The sequence below is a fragment of the Streptomyces sp. S07_1.15 genome (genome assembly GCF_020739505.1).
In the GTDB taxonomy this organism is placed as follows: Bacteria; Actinomycetota; Actinomycetes; order Streptomycetales; family Streptomycetaceae; genus Streptomyces; species Streptomyces xinghaiensis.
This window is the reverse complement of the sequence record NZ_JAJBZK010000001.1, coordinates 1,098,914-1,114,236: the sequence shown is the minus strand read 5'-3', so window position 1 is coordinate 1,114,236 and position 15,323 is coordinate 1,098,914. Positions and strand designations below refer to the sequence as shown.

Sequence of the window (15,323 nt, the reverse complement as noted above, 5' to 3'; positions counted from 1 at the left end):
ACCGCCCTGCCGCGGGCGGGTGTCATTCGTCGCGCCACTGCCGGTAGCGCACCGCCTCGTCGTAGAGCGGGACGATCCCCGAACTGCGCATCGCGGCGAGATGGTCGTAGTTGCCGGCGATCACGGCATTGAGCCGCCGGCCCGGGTCGCTCAGCGGGTCGCTCCAGATCCACCGGGCCACCACCAGCCGCCGGATCACCGCCTCCGGCGACATGGCCGGTGTGTCGCTCCCGGTGGTGAGCGACTCCAGCAGCCGCAGCGGCGGGACCGCCTTGTCCAGCCGGTTGGGCGCGGAGGTCACCAGGTCGAGGTCGCGGATGAAGTCCTCGCTGCCGCGCTCCGTGAACCGGCGTGCCAGCAGGGCGGCGACCGGTTCCGTCTCGCCCAGCGCCAGCCGGTGGTACATCTCCTCCAGCTCCATGTCCGTGCCGGGCGTGAGCTCGGACGGCCGTTCGCGCCCGGTCCGGAAGTGCGCGGCGAGCCGTGCGTGGCTGTCCCGCCACATCTCCTCGTCGGCCGCCAGTTCCCACAGCAGCAGCCGGCGCAGCCACGGGTGGAGGACGAGCCGGCCGTCCTCGGCCGCGAGCAGCCAGCGCTCCCGGAGCAGGCCCGGCAGCGGCTCGCCGTGGTCGCCGGTCCCCGTCCCGAACACCTGGGCGCAGACGGAGAGATCGCGGGCGGCGGACCAGCGCACGAGCACGGCGCGGCGGTCGCTCCCCGGCTCGTCGGCCAGGTCCTCCAGGAGGTAGCCCAGGGAGGCCTGGGCCAGGGTGGGGGCCCCGGCGTCGGGGCCGGGCACCGGGGGAGCCGGGGGCAGCCCCGGCACCCGGCGCAGGCAGGCGTAGGGGTCCTCCTCCGGAGCGGGGTGCTCCCGGGCCGCGCGGAGCAGGGTGTTCACCGTGTGCCGGACGGCCCAGGGCAGCCCGCCGGTGAGCCGCTGCACCCCGGGGACGATGTCGGGCCGGCGGGGTGCCCCGGCGCTGAGCACCCGGGTGTCGGCGAGCCGCAGCGGCCGCAGCTCCAGCGGGTACCACCAGAAGTCGTCGGAGCTCTCACTGCCCCGCCCCGCCTCCCACTGCGCGAGCGAGGCCAGATCGGAGTCCTGCGGCCGCAGCGCCCACTGGACGCCGGTGGCGGGGCCCCACTCGGGCAGCCAGCGGTGCACGCTGGCGAGGGTGACCAGCGGGTCGCAGCCGCGCCGGGCGGCCTTGTCCTCGTGCCGTGCCTCCAGCAGCAGCTCCAGGAATCTCCGCCCGGTCTCCGTATGGCAGTTGTCGAGCAGCAGCAGGAAGGCGCGGTGGTTGAGCCACCCCTTGGCGTGTTCGCGCAGGTCGGCCAGGAAGGCGCGGAGGAGGACGCGTTCGACGTCCCGGGGGCCGTTCTCCCGGCCGTCGTCGGAGCGGTGCTGCCAGGAGTTGAGTTCGACCAGCGCGTCCGCCGGGTCCGCGCAGGGCGGGATGCGCCCGTCGCCGTACCAGCCGATGCCGCGGTTCAGAGCCCGCCACGGGAGCTGCCCGGTGCGCGGGGTGACGGAGGACAGCACGGCGGCCGCGGCGTCGGAGACACCGGGCGGGGCGTCCAGCGCCTCCGCCAGGACTTCCGCCAGCTGGCCGAGGAAGCTGCCGTAGCGGCCCTCGCGGTTGCGGAGTTCGTCGCGGATCAGCCGGGGCAGCTTGCGCCGCGAGTGGGCGCGGAGCAGGTCCTCCATCGGCGTGCCGGTCGTGAGCAGGCCGACGATGAAGCGCGGGAAGCTCGGCTCCTTGTACTTCGTCAGCTTCCGTTCCAGCTCCCGGGCCAGACCGCCGAGGACGGTCCGGATGTCGAGCCCGGCCGCCGCGTCGAAGTTGAGATACGCGCACGGGGTGTCCGGCGCGAACCTCTCCTTGACGTAGGCGTGCAGATCGGTGGCGCCGATACCGGTCGGCCCCAGCAGGACGGTCACCGGCCGGTCCGCCCCCGGCGGCAGCGCCAGGCAGTCGCGGATGAGTTCCCGCACGGGTTCGCGGCCGCGCAGACCGCCCGGCAGTTCAGGCATGTACGTCCCCCGTGTGTCGGTCCGTGCCGCATGGCTCCGCCCGCGGCTCCACCCGCGTCGTACCGACGGCAGTCTTCCCGGCCGGGCGGCCGCCGACCGCGGAACGGGTGGGTCGTAACGGAAGGGATATGAACCGTGCGAGGTGCGTGACCGGTTCCGTGCAGCTGTGCGAGACGGGGGACGGCGTGCGGGCGAGCCCGGGGGCGTGGCTCACTCCTCCGGGAAGGAGTCCCGCAGTTCCTCCCGCATGGACCGCTGGAACGCCGTGACCAGGGCCTGCACCACCAGCGGCTGCATGTGCGCCGACAGCACGCGCACCGTCTCCACCTGGTCCGGGTCCTCCTCCCGTTCCCGGTACGGCTCCCAGACCTCGTCCCGGAAGAGCCGGCTGAGCTCCCGCGCGGCCTCCCGGGTGTGCTCCAGGACGACGGAGCGGGCCGCGAGGAGCGTCTCCAGGCCGACCGGCACATCGAGCAGCCGGACGCCCAGGTGCAGCAGCGGGGGATCGACCCGGAAGACGTCCGGGTCCTCCGTCCGCACCGCCACGTTCATCGCGGCGAGCCGGTCGATGTCGCTCTCCTCCAGCGGCCGGCCCGCGCGCCGCTCCAACTGCTCGCGGGTGGCCTCCTCCGCCCCGTCGGGCGCCCAGGACGCCACCAGGGCCCGGTGCATGGCCAGATCCTGGGCGCTGAGGTCCTCCGGGAGGCGGCGCAGATAGCGTTCGATGGCGGCCAGCGTCATGCCCTGGTGCCGGAGTTCCTCGATGAGCGCCAGCCGGGACAGATGCTCCTGGCCGTACCGCCCGACCCGGCGCGGGCCGATCTCCGGGGGCGGCAGCAGCCCGCGGGTGCTGTAGAAGCGGATGGTGCGGACGGTCACCCCCGCGCGGGCGGCCAGCTCGTCGACCGTCAGGCCGTGGACGGTCAGCTCCTGGGGCATCGGGCTGCGCCTCGCTCTCTCGTTCCTCTGCGCCGGTCGTGTTCAACAGTATTGCTGTCTCACCGCCCGTGTGAAACCTTTCGGAAGCAGGTGATCCGCCCGGCCGCCCGGGCCGGACGCACGCGGACTAGGATCCGGGCCGTGGACGTGGAAACGGCCGCCGGTGACCTTCTGGGGTCTCTCGCGGCGCGAGCCGACGCGGATGTCGCGCTCGGTGTGCAGCGGTATTTTCCGGAGGGGATCCGCGCGCTCGGTGTGCGCAACGCCTCCGTCGTACAGCTCGCGAACGACTGGTTCCGTGAGAGACGGGACGTTCCCGCGGCCACGCGCATGGCTCTGGCGGAGGAGGTGCTGTCGCGCGCCTCTCACCATGAGGAGGTCCTGCTCGGATTCGCGCTCCTGCACCGGGTCGCGAGGACCGGGCTGGGCGGCGAGCTCCTCCAGCGCTCCGAGTACTGGCTCGAAACGTATGTGTCGAACTGGGCCCAGTGCGACGACCTGTGCCTGAAGCTGCTCTATCCCTTCTTCCTGGGACACCTCGACCGGATCCCGCAGACCCGGCGCTGGGTCGCGTCCCCGTCCCCGTGGGCGCGGCGTGCCGCGAATGTCGCCGTCGTGAAGTTCGTCCGGCGCACGGTGGGGCGGACGACGTTCGAACTGCCGCTGTCCCATGTCTTCGGCAACTGCACCCGGCTGATGCGCGACGACGATGTGTACGTGCAGAAGGGCTGCGGGTGGCTGCTCAAGGTCACCGGCGCGGTCCATCCGGACGAGGTGGCCGCGTTCCTGCGCACATGGCACACGGACATGAACCGCGACACCTTCCGGTACGCGCTCGAAAAGATGGACGAGGAGACCCGGGCCTCCCTGATGGCGCTGAAGTCCTCGCGACGGTGACCGCTCCCGGAGCGGCGGGGACGGTTTCCGGTGCGTCAGGGGACGGTAGCCGTGCCGCTTCGCCCGCCTCATGAGATCTTGGTGGTACGGGTGCCGCCGCCCCTGCGGACTGCCGGGAGCCCCGACGCCGGACACACGGGAGAGCCATGAACCCCCGCACCCCCGGACCCGGCGCGGACCCCGGGCCGGTACGCCGGACGGCGGACCCCGAGCCGCCGCCCGTGGGCGGCGTGCTGTGGAGCATCGCCGGGGACATCCGGGGGGTGATGTCCCTGCCCTCGGCCCTGGTCCTGCAGGTCGCGCACCCCGCCGTCGGCGCGGGCGTCGACGACCACTCCGTCTTCCGCACCGACCCCTGGGGCCGCGGTGAGCGCTCGCTGCGCTCGGTGATGCTCTGGGTGTACGGCGGCGAGCGGGCCGCCGAGGAGGGCCGCAGACTGCGGAGGCTCCACCGCACCATCCGGGGCACCGACGCCCGCGGCCGCCGCTACCACGCCCTGACCCCCGCCCACTACGCCTGGGTCCACGCCACCGGCTTCCCCGTCCAGCGGCACGCGCAGCGCTACCTCGGCCGCCCCTTCACCGAGGCCCAGGAGCGGCAGCTCTACGCGGAGTGGCTCCGGGTCGGACGCATCCTCGGCATCCACGACCGGGACATGCCGCAGACCATCGAGGAGTTCTGGCCGTACTACCGCAAGATGCTCGACGAGCAGCTGGAACGGACCGTCGTGGTCGAGGAGCTGGTGGCCGCGGACCGCCCCGTGCCACCGCCCGGCGGCGGCCCCCTGCCGCTGCGGCCGCTGCTGCGCGCCCTCTGGCCCGTCCTGCTGCCGCCGCTGGCCCGCGTCCGCCGCTTCCTCACCGTCGGGCTGATGCCGCCGGACGCGCGGCAGGCCCTCGGCCTGGAGTGGACGGACCGGCAGGAGCGGGCGCTGCGCCGGTTCGGCCTCGCCGTCCGGACGCTGGTACCGCTGCTCCCCGAGCGGCTGCGCTATCTGCCCCTGGCGCGGGAGGCCCGGCGCGAGGCCCGGCGCGGCGCCCCGGGCCGCGCCGGGCGGCGGGCTCCGGGCGGGGCGCGGCGCGCTCCCTGACCGGCCGGTTCGCCCGGTATCCCTCCGCTCCGGGGCGGCCCCGGGGCGGAGGTCCGGCGTTCCACCGTTCCGTACAGAAGCGGCGACGGGGAGTCATATTGCCACCGGGACGACTGCGACGCGTGATGAGCGGGTATCGGACACCCGCGTTCGCATGGCCGGATCGTCGAGGAAAGGTGCAGAGGTGTCGGAGAACGAGCAGCGGACGGAGGGAAGCGGCGCCCACACCGCGCCCGTCCACGAAGTGGTGGCCCTGCTGCCGGGCAGCCCCCACCTCAGCCGCCCCCCGCGGACCGACCGCGTCGTCTTCGGCGTCAGCGCCGTACTGGCGCTCGCGTTCGTCCTCTGGGGTTCACTGGCGACCGAGACCCTGAAGCGGGTCTCCGGCTCGATGCTCGAAGGGCTGATGCACAACGCGGGATGGGCGTTCGTCCTGGCGGCCTCCGGCTTCGTGGTCTTCGCCCTCTGGCTGGCCGTCAGCCGCTACGGCCGGATCCCCCTGGGCGCCGAGGACGAGAAGCCCGAGTTCCGCACCGTCTCCTGGGTCGCGATGATGTTCAGCGCGGGCATGGGCATCGGTCTGATGTTCTACGGGGTGAACGAACCCCTGGCGCACTTCACCGACCCCCCGCCGGGCACCGACCCCGCCGACGCGGCCGCCGCGATGCGGACCGCGATGTCCACCACCCTCTTCCACTGGACGCTCCACCCCTGGGCGATCTACGCCGTCGTCGGCCTGGCCATCGCCTACAGCACGTTCCGGCGCGGCCGCCGGCAGCTGATCAGCTCCGTCTTCAAGCCGCTCATCGGTTCCCGTTACGCGAACGGCTGGGGCGGCCGGGTCATCGACATCCTCGCCATCTTCGCCACCCTCTTCGGTTCCGCGACCTCCCTGGGACTCGGCGCCCTGCAGATCGGCAGCGGCTTCACCGAGCTCGGCTGGATGGGGCAGGTGGGCACCGGCCTGCTGGTCGCGATCATCGCCGTGCTGAGCGTGGCCTTCATCGCGTCCGCCGTGTCGGGCGTCGCCAAGGGCATCCAGTGGCTGTCGAACATCAACATGGTGCTGGCCGTGGTGCTCGCCCTCTTCGTGTTCGTCGGCGGTCCGACCGTCCTGATCCTCGACCTGCTGCCGACCTCCCTCGGCGGCTACCTCCGCGACCTGCCGCAGCTCGCCGGCCGGACGGAGGCCGCCAGCGGTGAGGACGTCGCCGGCTGGCTGTCCTCCTGGACCGTCTTCTACTGGGCCTGGTGGATCTCCTGGACGCCGTTCGTGGGCATGTTCATCGCGCGCATCAGCCGCGGCCGCACCATCCGCCAGTTCATCGGCGGAGTGATCCTCGTCCCCAGCACCGTCAGCCTGGTCTGGTTCGCGGTCTTCGGCGGCACGGCCATGCGCTTCCAGGAACTCGGGCGGCTCGGGGACGAGAAGACCCCCGAGGGCCAGCTCTTCGGCGTGCTGCGGGAGTTCCCCCTCGCCACCGCGGCCGCCGTGCTCGTCATGGTGCTCGTCGGCATCTTCTTCGTCTCCGGCGCGGACGCCGCCTCCGTCGTGATGGGCACCCTCTCCCAGAGCGGCTCCATCGAACCCCACCGGATGGTCGTCATCTTCTGGGGCGTGGTCACCGGGGCGGTCGCGGCCGTCATGCTGCTCGTGGGCGGCGGGGGAGACGACGCGCTCTCCGGCCTCCAGCAGATCACCATCCTCGCCGCCGCGCCCTTCACCCTCGTCATGATCGGCCTGTGCGCGGCCCTCCTGCGCGATCTGCGCCGGGACCCGCTGATCGTGCGCGGGGAACGGGCCGAGGCGGCCATCGAGACGGCCGTGATCGCCGGCCACGAGCAGTACGCCGGCGACTTCGCGCTCCACATCGGCCCGGGCGACGGCGAGGACGGCGAGGACGGCACGTCCGGCACGGACCGCGGGGACGGTACGGGCGGCGGGGCCGGGACGGCGGGCGGCGGCGCCCCCGGCCCGGCCGGCTCCTCCGCGCCGGACACCGCCCCGCACCGCCCCGGCGGCCCCCCGGAGAAGCCCGCCGACGGGGCCTGAACCGACCGGCCCCGCGGGCGCCCCGGCCGAGGCGCCCGCGGGAGCACCGAGGGCGTCCCGGCGGCCGGGGCGGCCGGGACGGGCTCCGCGGCGGGGCCGAGGGCGCCGGACGGGGACGGAAGGTCCGGCCGGCGCCGTACCGGCCCCTAGAATCGGCACCCTCATGAACGCCACCCTCGTCGCCAAGAACCTCACCGCCGGCCACGGCGAACGCTCCCTCTTCTCCGGGCTCGACCTGGTCGTCGCCCCCGGCGACGTCATCGGCCTCGTCGGCGTCAACGGCGCGGGCAAGTCCACCCTGCTCCGGCTGCTCGCCGGGCTCGACACCGCCGAGGACGGGCAGGTGCGGCTCAGCCCGCCCACCGCCACCGTCGGCCACCTCCCGCAGGAGCCCGAGCGCCGGCCCGGCGAGTCGGTACGGGACTTCCTCGCCCGCCGGACCGGGGTGAGCGCCGCCCAGGCCGCGCTGGACGCCGCCACCGAGGCCCTCGTCGGGGAGCGGCCGGGCGCCGACGACGCCTACGCGACCGCCTTCGACCGCTGGCTCTCCCTCGGCGCGGCCGACCTGGACGAACGCGCCGAGGAGGTCACCGCCTCCCTCGGCCTCGACACCGGCCTCGACCGGCCCATGACCACCCTCTCCGGCGGCCAGGCCGCCCGCGCCGGCCTCGCCTCCCTGCTGCTCAGCCGGTACGACGTCTTCCTCCTCGACGAACCCACCAACGACCTCGACCTGGACGGGCTGCAGCGGCTGGAGACCTTCGTCCGCGGGCTCCGCGCCGGCACCGTCCTCGTCAGCCACGACCGCGAGTTCCTCACCCGCACCGTCACCAAGGTCCTCGAACTCGACCTGGCGCAGCAGCAGGTGAACCTCTTCGGCGGCGGCTACACGGCCTACCTGGAGGAGCGGGAGACCGCCCGCCGCCGGGCGCGCGAGGCGTACGAGGAGTACGCCGGCACCCGCGCCGGCCTGGAGGCCCGGGCCCGCACCCAGCGCGCCTGGATGGAGAAGGGCGTCAAGAACGCGCGGCGCAAGATGAGCGACAACGACAAGATCGGCCGCAACGCCCGCACCGAGACCACCGAGAAACAGGCCGCCAAGGCCCGGCAGACCGAGCGGCTCATCGAGCGTCTGGAGACCGTGGAGGAGCCGCGCAAGGAGTGGGAGCTGCGGATGGAGATCGCCGCCGCGCCCCGCTCCGGCGCCGTCGTCGCGACCCTGCGCGCCGCCGAGGTGCGGCGCGGCGACTTCCGCTTCGGCCCGGTCGACCTGCAGATCGACTGGGCGGACCGGGTGGCCGTCACCGGCGCCAACGGCTCCGGCAAGACCACGCTGCTCGCCGCCCTCCTCGGCCGCCTCCCGCTCGACGCCGGGCAGGCCGCGCTCGGGCCGGGCGTGGTCGTCGGCGAGGTGGACCAGGCACGCGGACGGCTCTTCGGCACGGACGGTGCCGGCGGTGCGGATGGCGCCAGTGGTGCGGATGGCGCCGGCGCGAGCGGCGGGAACGGTGCGGGCGGTGCGGGCGCGGACGGCACCCCGCTGCTGGAAGCCTTCCGGGCGGCCACCCCCGAGCTGGACCCGGCCGAGGCCCGGACGCTGCTCGCCAAGTTCGGACTCGCCGCCGCCCACGTTCTGCGGCCCGCCGCGACCCTCTCGCCGGGGGAGCGCACCCGCGCGGCCCTCGCCCTCCTCCAGGGCAAGGGCGTCAACCTGCTCGTCCTGGACGAGCCGACGAACCACCTCGACCTGCCCGCCATCGAACAGCTCGAAGCGGCCCTCGCCTCGTACAACGGCACGCTGCTGCTCGTCACCCACGACCGCCGGATGCTCGACGCGGTCCACGTCACCCGGCGCATCGAGGTCGCCGGGGGACGGATCACGGAGCGCTGACGGGCGGGGTGCGCGGCGCCGGGGGAGTGAGCACGGCGCCGATGCTCGCGGCCACCACCAGCCCGATGGCCAGGCCGGTGACCAGCGAGAGGGCCTGGTCGAGGACGAGGAAACCGGCCGCGGCCGCCACCGCCGGCTCCACGCTCATCAGCACGGCGAACGTCGCGGCGGGCAGCCTGCGCAGCGACGCCAGCTCCAGGCTGTACGGCAGCACCGAGGACAGCAGGGCCACCGCGGCGCCCAGCCCCAGCGTCACCGGGTCCAGCAGCGTCCGTCCGGCGCTCGCCACCCCCAGCGGCAGGCTCAGCGCGGCGGCCACGACCAGGGCCAGCGCCAGACCGTCGCTGCCGGCGAAGCGGCGTCCGGTGCGGGCGGACAGCAGGATGTACAGCACCCACATCGCGCCCGCGCCCAGGGCGTACGCGACCCCGGCGGGGTTCAGCTCGTCGAAGCCCCCGCGCCCCAGCAGCAGGACGCCGCCGAGCGCCAGGACCGCCCAGAGCCAGCTCACCAGGCGCCGGGACGCCACCACGGACAGCACCAGCGGGCCGAGCACCTCCAGGGTCACGGCCGCGCCCAGCGGAATCCGCTCGATCGCCTGGTAGAACAGCGTGTTCATCCCGCCGAGCGCGAGCCCGAACGCGGCCACCAGGCCCCAGTCGGCCCGGCTGTGACCGCGCAGCCGAGGCCGGCAGAGCACCATCAGCACCACGGCCCCGAACAGCAGCCGCAGCGTCACCACCCCCAGCGCTCCCGCCCGCGGGAACAGCAGGGCCGCCACCGCCGCGCCGAACTGCAGCGACAGGGCACTGCCCAGGACGAGCCCCGACGCCCGCACTCTCCCGCCGGTCCGCCGTCCGGACGGGGCACGGCCGGTGCCGGTGGCCGCGGCGGGCCCGGGGGAGGTGTCGTGAACTGCGAGATCGTCGGGCATGAGCCCCACGCTAAACGGCCGCCGCTGTCTTCCGGAAACCGGATTCCGCACCTGGGGGCGCGGGCGGGGCACGGCGGCGGGGACGCCGTGCCCCGGCCCCTACGAGCGGCCGCCGTCCTTCGGGTTGAGCAGCCCCGCGCGGCGCAGCGCGTCGGCCATCGCGCCGTTCGCCGGGGCCGCGTCACGGCCGCCGCTCCGGCCCGCGCCGCCGCTCCGGCCGCCCCGGCCGCCCTGGCCCGGCCGGCCCTGCCGGGGCTGGGGCGCACGGCCCGGACGCCGCTCGCCGCCGTCTCCGGCGGGGGCCGCGCCGGGCGCCGGGACCTCGTCCTCCAGCCGCAGCGTCAGCGAGATCCGCTTCCGCGGGATGTCCACGTCCAGCACCTTCACCCGGACGATGTCGCCCGGCTTCACCACGTCCCGCGGGTCCTTGACGAAGGTCTTCGACATCGCGGAGACGTGGACCAGGCCGTCCTGGTGCACCCCGACGTCCACGAACGCGCCGAACGCGGCGACGTTGGTGACGACGCCCTCCAGCAGCATCCCCGGCCGCAGGTCGCCGATCTTCTCGACGCCCTCCTTGAACGCGGCGGTGCGGAACGCCGGCCGCGGGTCGCGGCCCGGCTTCTCCAGCTCCCTGAGGATGTCCGTGACGGTCGGCAGCCCGAAGGAGTCGTCGACGAACTCCTCCGGCCGCAGCCGGCGCAGCACGGCCGTGTTGCCGATCAGTCCGCGCACGTCGCTGTCCGCCGACCGCACGATCCGGCGCACCACCGGATACGCCTCCGGGTGCACGCTGGACGCGTCCAGCGGATCGTCCCCGCCCTGGATCCGCAGGAAGCCCGCGCACTGCTCGTACGCCTTCGGCCCCAGCCGGGCCACGTCCTTGAGCTCCTTGCGGGTCTTGAACGGGCCGTGGGTGTCGCGGTGGGCGACGATGTTCTCGGCGAGCCCGGCTCCGATGCCGGAGACCCGGCCGAGCAGCGGCGCGGAGGCGGTGTTGACGTCCACTCCGACGCCGTTGACGCAGTCCTCCACGACCGCGTCCAGCGAGCGGGAGAGCTTCACCTCGGAGAGGTCGTGCTGGTACTGGCCGACGCCGATCGACTTGGGGTCGATCTTCACCAGCTCCGCCAGCGGGTCCTGCAGCCGGCGGGCGATGGACACCGCGCCGCGCAGCGAGACGTCCAGCTCGGGCAGTTCCTGCGAGGCGAAGGCGGAGGCCGAGTACACGGAGGCCCCGGCCTCGGAGACCATCACCTTGGTCAGCTTCAGCTCCGGCTCGCGCGCGATGAGATCGGCCGCCAGCCGGTCCGTCTCCCGGGAGGCGGTGCCGTTGCCGATCGCGATCAGCTCGACGCGGTGCTCGCGGGCCAGCCGGGCCAGGGTGGCGAGGGAGGCGTCCCATTTCTGCTGCGGGACGTGCGGGTAAATCGTCTCCGTGGCGGCGACCTTGCCGGTCGCGTCCACCACGGCCACCTTCACACCGGTACGGAAGCCGGGGTCGAGCCCCATGGTGGCGCGGGAGCCGGCCGGGGCGGCCAGCAGCAGATCGCGCAGGTTCGCCGCGAACACCCGCACGGCCTCGTCCTCCGCCGCCTGCCGCAGCCGCAGCCGCAGATCGATGCCGAGGTGGACGAGGACGCGGGTGCGCCAGGCCCAGCGCACGGTGTCGGCCAGCCAGCGGTCCGCCGGGCGGCCCCGGTCGGCGATCCCGAACCGCCGGGCGATGGCCGCCTCGTAGGCCGTCGGGGCCCCGGCCGTCTCCGGCTCCTCCGGTTCCAGCGCGAGGTCGAGGACGTCCTCCTTCTCGCCCCGGAACATGGCGAGGACCCGGTGCGAGGGAAGCTCGGTGAACCCCTGGGAGAAGCCGAAGTAGTCGGCGAACTTGGCGCCCGCCTCCTCCTTGCCCTCCCGGACCTTCGCCGTCAGCCGCCCCCGGGTCCACATCCGCTCGCGCAACTCGCCGATGAGGTCGGCGTCCTCGCTGAAGCGTTCGGTGAGGATCGACCGGGCGCCGTCCAGCGCCGCGGCGGCGTCCGCGACGCCCTTCTCCGGATCCACGAAAGCCGCCGCCGCGGCCTTCGGCTCGACCGAGGGGTCGGCCAGCAGGCCGTCGGCCAGCGGCTCCAGCCCGGCCTCCCGGGCGATCTGCGCCTTGGTGCGCCGCTTGGGCTTGAAGGGGAGGTAGATGTCCTCCAGCCGCGCCTTGGACTCCGCGGCGAGGATGCTCGCCTCCAGGGCGGCGTCGAGCTTGCCCTGGCTCCGCACCGATTCCAGGACGGCGGCGCGCCGCTCCTCCAGCTCGCGCAGATAGCGCAGCCGCTCCTCGAGGGCGCGCAGCTGCGCGTCGTCGAGCATCTCGGTCGCTTCCTTGCGGTAGCGCGCGATGAACGGCACGGTCGAGCCGCCGTCGAGCAACTCGACGGCGGCCCTGACCTGCTGTTCCCGTACGCCGAGCTCCTCGGCGATCCTGCCCTCAATCGACGTCGTCACGATCCCGTTCCGCCTTGTCGTCGTGCTGGAGCCTGCATTGTGGCAGGTGGCACGGACAGCCGGGCCGGGGACTCGTCGGCCGGGCGCGGCCGGCGGGAGCGGCGGTCGCGGTCAGACCCGGCGGGTGCTGCGGGAGGCACCGCCGAACAGCTTGCTCAGGACGCGGAAGGGCAGGGTGACGACGGTGGCCAGGGCGCCGCCGACGGCCCGGAGTGCGTCTGCGATGGCACGGAACACGTGATCCTCCTCTGGTCGGGCGTGCTCTGACGGCTACGTCCGCTTCGCGGCCGTGTGCACGGATCCTCCTGATCCGTGCGGCCGTACACCGCGTCTGACCGGATGCCGGCGGTCCAAACAATGCGCCCGCGCCCCGCCGGGCCCGACAGCCCGCCCGCCCCGCCGTGCCCGTGGCCGCTCAGCCCTTGCCGAAGAGGTCGGGCGGGAAGGCGCCGGCCATCACCGCCGTGTTCCGCCACTCGACCGCCAGGGCGGTCAGCCGCTCGACACCGGCCGCGCCCAGGTGCTCGTACGGGGCCCGGTCCAGCCGGTCCGTCTCCTCCTCCAGGGCCTTGCGCAGCCCGGTGCCGGCGTCGGTCAGCTCCCCGGCGGCGTCGAGCAGTTTGCGGTCCCGCAGCCGGTCCTGTGCCGCCGACCATTCCGCCTCCGTCCAGCCGCGGGTCCGCAGGGCCCAGGCCGGTGCCATGCCCCGCCCGCTGGCCGTATGGCTGACCAGGGCCTCCAGCGGGTCCAGTTCGGCGCCGACGAGCAGCGCGACGTGGCCGTCGCCCCGGTGCTCGCGCAGCAGCGTGGCCGCGTGCCAGAAGGCGAGGTGCGGTTCCTCCGGTACGGGCAGGTCGGCGTGGGCCGCGTACAGGGGCCGCCCGGACCGCCCGCAGGCCTCGGTGGCGCGCAGCGCGAGCTCCGCGGCCTCGGCCATCCCGGGCGAGGCGATGACGTCCTCGCCGAGCAGCCGGCGCAGGGTCGCGTCGGCGGCGCGCAGCCGGGCGGCGAGCACCGCCTCGGGGGACGCGGTCTCCCAGATCGCGGGGACGTGCCGGGCGACCAGGTCGTGGCTGAAGTTGTAGAAGGTGGCGGTGACGGTGCCCGCGCCGACGGCGCCCATCGGGGCGGAGCGGGCCGCGAAGTAGGCCGCGCGGGAGCTGCCGAGGCCGAGGGCCGCCAGCTCCCGGCCGAGGTCCGGGGAGAAGTAGAGCGCCGAGTGCAGCGGGTTGACAGCGTTGTGGCAGTGCCGTCCGGCACGCGGGGGCAGGGAGGTCGTCGTCATGCGCGGCAGGTTACGCGCCGGTAATGAGGCCGGGGAAGGGCGGTTGCCGGCGCTGCCCGCGGGGCCCGGGGTGCCTGCCCCGACTGCTCCGCCCGCCGCGCCCGCCGTGCACCTGCCGGACCCCGGCTGCCCGGCGCGCACGGGTGCCCGGCGGCCGCCGGTGCTCAGCCCGCCCAGGTGAAGCGCGGCGGGCGGCGCTCCAGGAAGGCGCTGACGCCCTCGGCGGTGTCACCGCTCCCGCGGGCCTGCTCCGCCCAGTGGGCCACCCGCTCCGGCCCGGCGTCGCCGTTGGCGAACTCCTTGGCGGCGGCCTGGGTCAGCAGCGACCGGGAGGCGAGGGTCCGGGCGAACTCCGCGACCCGCCCGTCCAGTTCCTCCGGCGGCAGCAGTTCGTCCACCAGGCCGGTGCGCAGGGCACGGTCGGCGCCGATCAGCTCGGCGGAGAACAGCAGGAACTTGGCGGTGGCCGGGCCGACCAGTCCGGCGAGACGGCGGGTGGCCGTCGCCGGGTAGACGATGCCGAGCCGGGCGGGGGTGACGCCGAAGGAGGACCCCTCGGCGGCGAAGCGCAGGTCACAGGCCGCGGCGAGCTGGCAGCCGCCGCCCACGCAGTAGCCGCGGACGGCGGCGAGCGTCGGCTTGGGGAAGGCGGCCAGCGCCTCCTCGGCGGCCACGGCCAGGCTCTGCGGCCCGCCGCCGGCGGGCTCCCCGTCCCCGTCCCCGCCCCCGTTCTCGACCCCGGTGCCGCTCAACTCGGCGATGTCGGCGCCCGCGCAGAAGGTGCCGCCGGAGCCGGTGAGCACCAGGACTCGTACGGAGGCGTCGGCCGCGAGCCGTTCCAGCAGCACGGGCAGGTCGCGCCACATGGCGGCGGTCATCGCGTTGCGCTTCGCCGGGTGGTGGATGGTGACGGTCGCGACGCCGTCGCGGACATCGCACAGCAGGGTGCCGGCGGGGGCCGCGGGGCCGGTGCCCGCGGCGGAACCGGCGGAGGGGGAGAGCGCCATGCGCCGGATGCTATCCGGGCCCTCGGACCGGGGGGACGGGGAGGTGGGCGAGCCGGACGGCATCGGGCCGGCCGGGGCCGCCCGCCGTGGCGGTCATCTCCCGCCCCGCCGGTATCAGGAAACTCGTCAACCCCACCGACGGCGGTATGGACGCTCTGCCGCGCCCCGGAGGCCCGGAGGGCGGGCGCACCGGGGCGGTCGCCGAGAACGGCGACGGCGGACGGGAACGCTCAGAACTTGTCGATCGGCGCACACTTCCGGGCAGCAGACCGGATTCGACCGTTCCGTTGCCAACATCGGTCCGGGAGCGAAGCAGCCGCGACGCGGAGGTGCCCGGCTGCCCCGGCACGACCGCGGGGCGGGAGGGAAGCTCTCCGAACCGGAGGGGGCGGGCAGATGGAGAGCTGGGAGGACGGACCACCGGACCGGGCACGGACCGCCGACGGACGGCCGGAGGCGGACGGCCCGTCCCCCGCGCCGCCGCGGCCGGAACCGGGACGGGAGGCACCGGCCGGACCGGACCGCCCGCAGCGGCCGCCCGGCCAGGCCCTGCCGCCGGAACCGGCCGGACCACCCCGGCCGATGGGATCGCCCGGACCGCCCGCGCCGCCCGGACCGACGGGACCCGTCCCGGTGGCACCGCCCGCGCCGACGGCACCGCCCGCGCCGACGGCACCGCCCGCGCCGACGGCACCGCC

General features: G+C 74.8%; 11 protein-coding genes. 4 read left to right on the top strand and 7 right to left on the bottom strand.

Annotated features, from left to right (window positions below; translation table 11 throughout):
• Positions 1–22: 22 nt before the first annotated feature.
• Entirely contained in the window at positions 23–2,035 is a 2,013-nt protein-coding gene (locus LIX60_RS04815) for a hypothetical protein (RefSeq protein WP_227957346.1), read from the bottom strand.
• Positions 2,036–2,245: 210 nt separating this feature from the next.
• Positions 2,246–2,974 (bottom strand): MerR family transcriptional regulator, encoded by a 729-nt coding sequence (locus LIX60_RS04810; RefSeq protein ID WP_227957345.1) that lies wholly within the window; start codon positions 2,972–2,974, stop codon positions 2,246–2,248.
• A gap of 141 nt (positions 2,975–3,115) precedes the next feature.
• Here LIX60_RS04810 and LIX60_RS04805 point away from each other — a divergent pair, with 141 nt between their 5' ends.
• The 4 genes from LIX60_RS04805 to LIX60_RS04790 all read left to right on the top strand — a co-directional run bounded on the left by LIX60_RS04805 (position 3,116) and on the right by LIX60_RS04790 (position 8,906).
• Complete coding sequence (locus tag LIX60_RS04805; RefSeq protein WP_227957344.1) at positions 3,116–3,871, top strand: DNA alkylation repair protein; 756 nt, start codon at positions 3,116–3,118, stop codon at positions 3,869–3,871.
• A gap of 146 nt (positions 3,872–4,017) precedes the next feature.
• Positions 4,018–4,962 (top strand): oxygenase MpaB family protein, encoded by a 945-nt coding sequence (locus LIX60_RS04800; protein ID WP_227957343.1) that lies wholly within the window; start codon positions 4,018–4,020, stop codon positions 4,960–4,962.
• A gap of 184 nt (positions 4,963–5,146) precedes the next feature.
• Entirely contained in the window at positions 5,147–7,015 is a 1,869-nt protein-coding gene (locus LIX60_RS04795; RefSeq protein WP_227957342.1) for a BCCT family transporter, read from the top strand.
• 163 nt (positions 7,016–7,178) lie between these two features.
• Entirely contained in the window at positions 7,179–8,906 is a 1,728-nt protein-coding gene (locus tag LIX60_RS04790) for an ABC-F family ATP-binding cassette domain-containing protein (protein WP_227957341.1), read from the top strand.
• Here the strand turns inward: LIX60_RS04790 and LIX60_RS04785 are convergent.
• The 5 genes from LIX60_RS04785 to LIX60_RS04770 form a co-directional block, all read right to left on the bottom strand.
• Positions 8,893–9,840, bottom strand: coding sequence for a DMT family transporter (locus LIX60_RS04785; protein WP_227957340.1), 948 nt, complete (start codon positions 9,838–9,840; stop codon positions 8,893–8,895). The two genes, LIX60_RS04790 and LIX60_RS04785, sit on opposite strands and share 14 nt — an antisense overlap.
• Positions 9,841–9,939: 99 nt before the next feature.
• Positions 9,940–12,333 carry a Tex family protein gene (locus tag LIX60_RS04780; protein WP_227957339.1) on the bottom strand — a complete coding sequence of 798 codons (2,394 nt, stop codon included), beginning with the start codon at positions 12,331–12,333 and terminating at the stop codon, positions 9,940–9,942.
• Between the two features lie 111 nt (positions 12,334–12,444).
• A complete protein-coding gene (locus LIX60_RS31390) occupies positions 12,445–12,570 on the bottom strand; it encodes an LPFR motif small protein (protein WP_019710773.1) in 126 nt (41 codons plus the stop codon).
• A 178-nt stretch (positions 12,571–12,748) separates the two neighbouring features.
• Entirely contained in the window at positions 12,749–13,618 is an 870-nt protein-coding gene (locus LIX60_RS04775; protein WP_227957338.1) for a hypothetical protein, read from the bottom strand.
• A gap of 164 nt (positions 13,619–13,782) precedes the next feature.
• Positions 13,783–14,625, bottom strand: coding sequence for an enoyl-CoA hydratase/isomerase family protein (locus LIX60_RS04770; protein WP_227957337.1), 843 nt, complete (start codon positions 14,623–14,625; stop codon positions 13,783–13,785).
• Positions 14,626–15,323: the final 698 nt, after the last annotated feature.

Bases quoted from the DNA above. Each gene is read 5' to 3' on its own strand.
- LIX60_RS04815 (WP_227957346.1), bottom strand. From the start codon at position 2,035: ATGCCTGAACTGCCGGGCGGTCTGCGCGGCCGCGAACCCGTGCGGGAA.
- LIX60_RS04810 (WP_227957345.1), bottom strand. From the start codon at position 2,974: ATGCCCCAGGAGCTGACCGTCCACGGCCTGACGGTCGACGAGCTGGCC.
- LIX60_RS04800 (WP_227957343.1), top strand. From the start codon at position 4,018: ATGAACCCCCGCACCCCCGGACCCGGCGCGGACCCCGGGCCGGTACGC.
- LIX60_RS04790 (WP_227957341.1), top strand. From the start codon at position 7,179: ATGAACGCCACCCTCGTCGCCAAGAACCTCACCGCCGGCCACGGCGAA.
- LIX60_RS04785 (WP_227957340.1), bottom strand. From the start codon at position 9,840: ATGCCCGACGATCTCGCAGTTCACGACACCTCCCCCGGGCCCGCCGCG.
- LIX60_RS04775 (WP_227957338.1), bottom strand. From the start codon at position 13,618: ATGACGACGACCTCCCTGCCCCCGCGTGCCGGACGGCACTGCCACAAC.
- LIX60_RS04770 (WP_227957337.1), bottom strand. From the start codon at position 14,625: ATGGCGCTCTCCCCCTCCGCCGGTTCCGCCGCGGGCACCGGCCCCGCG.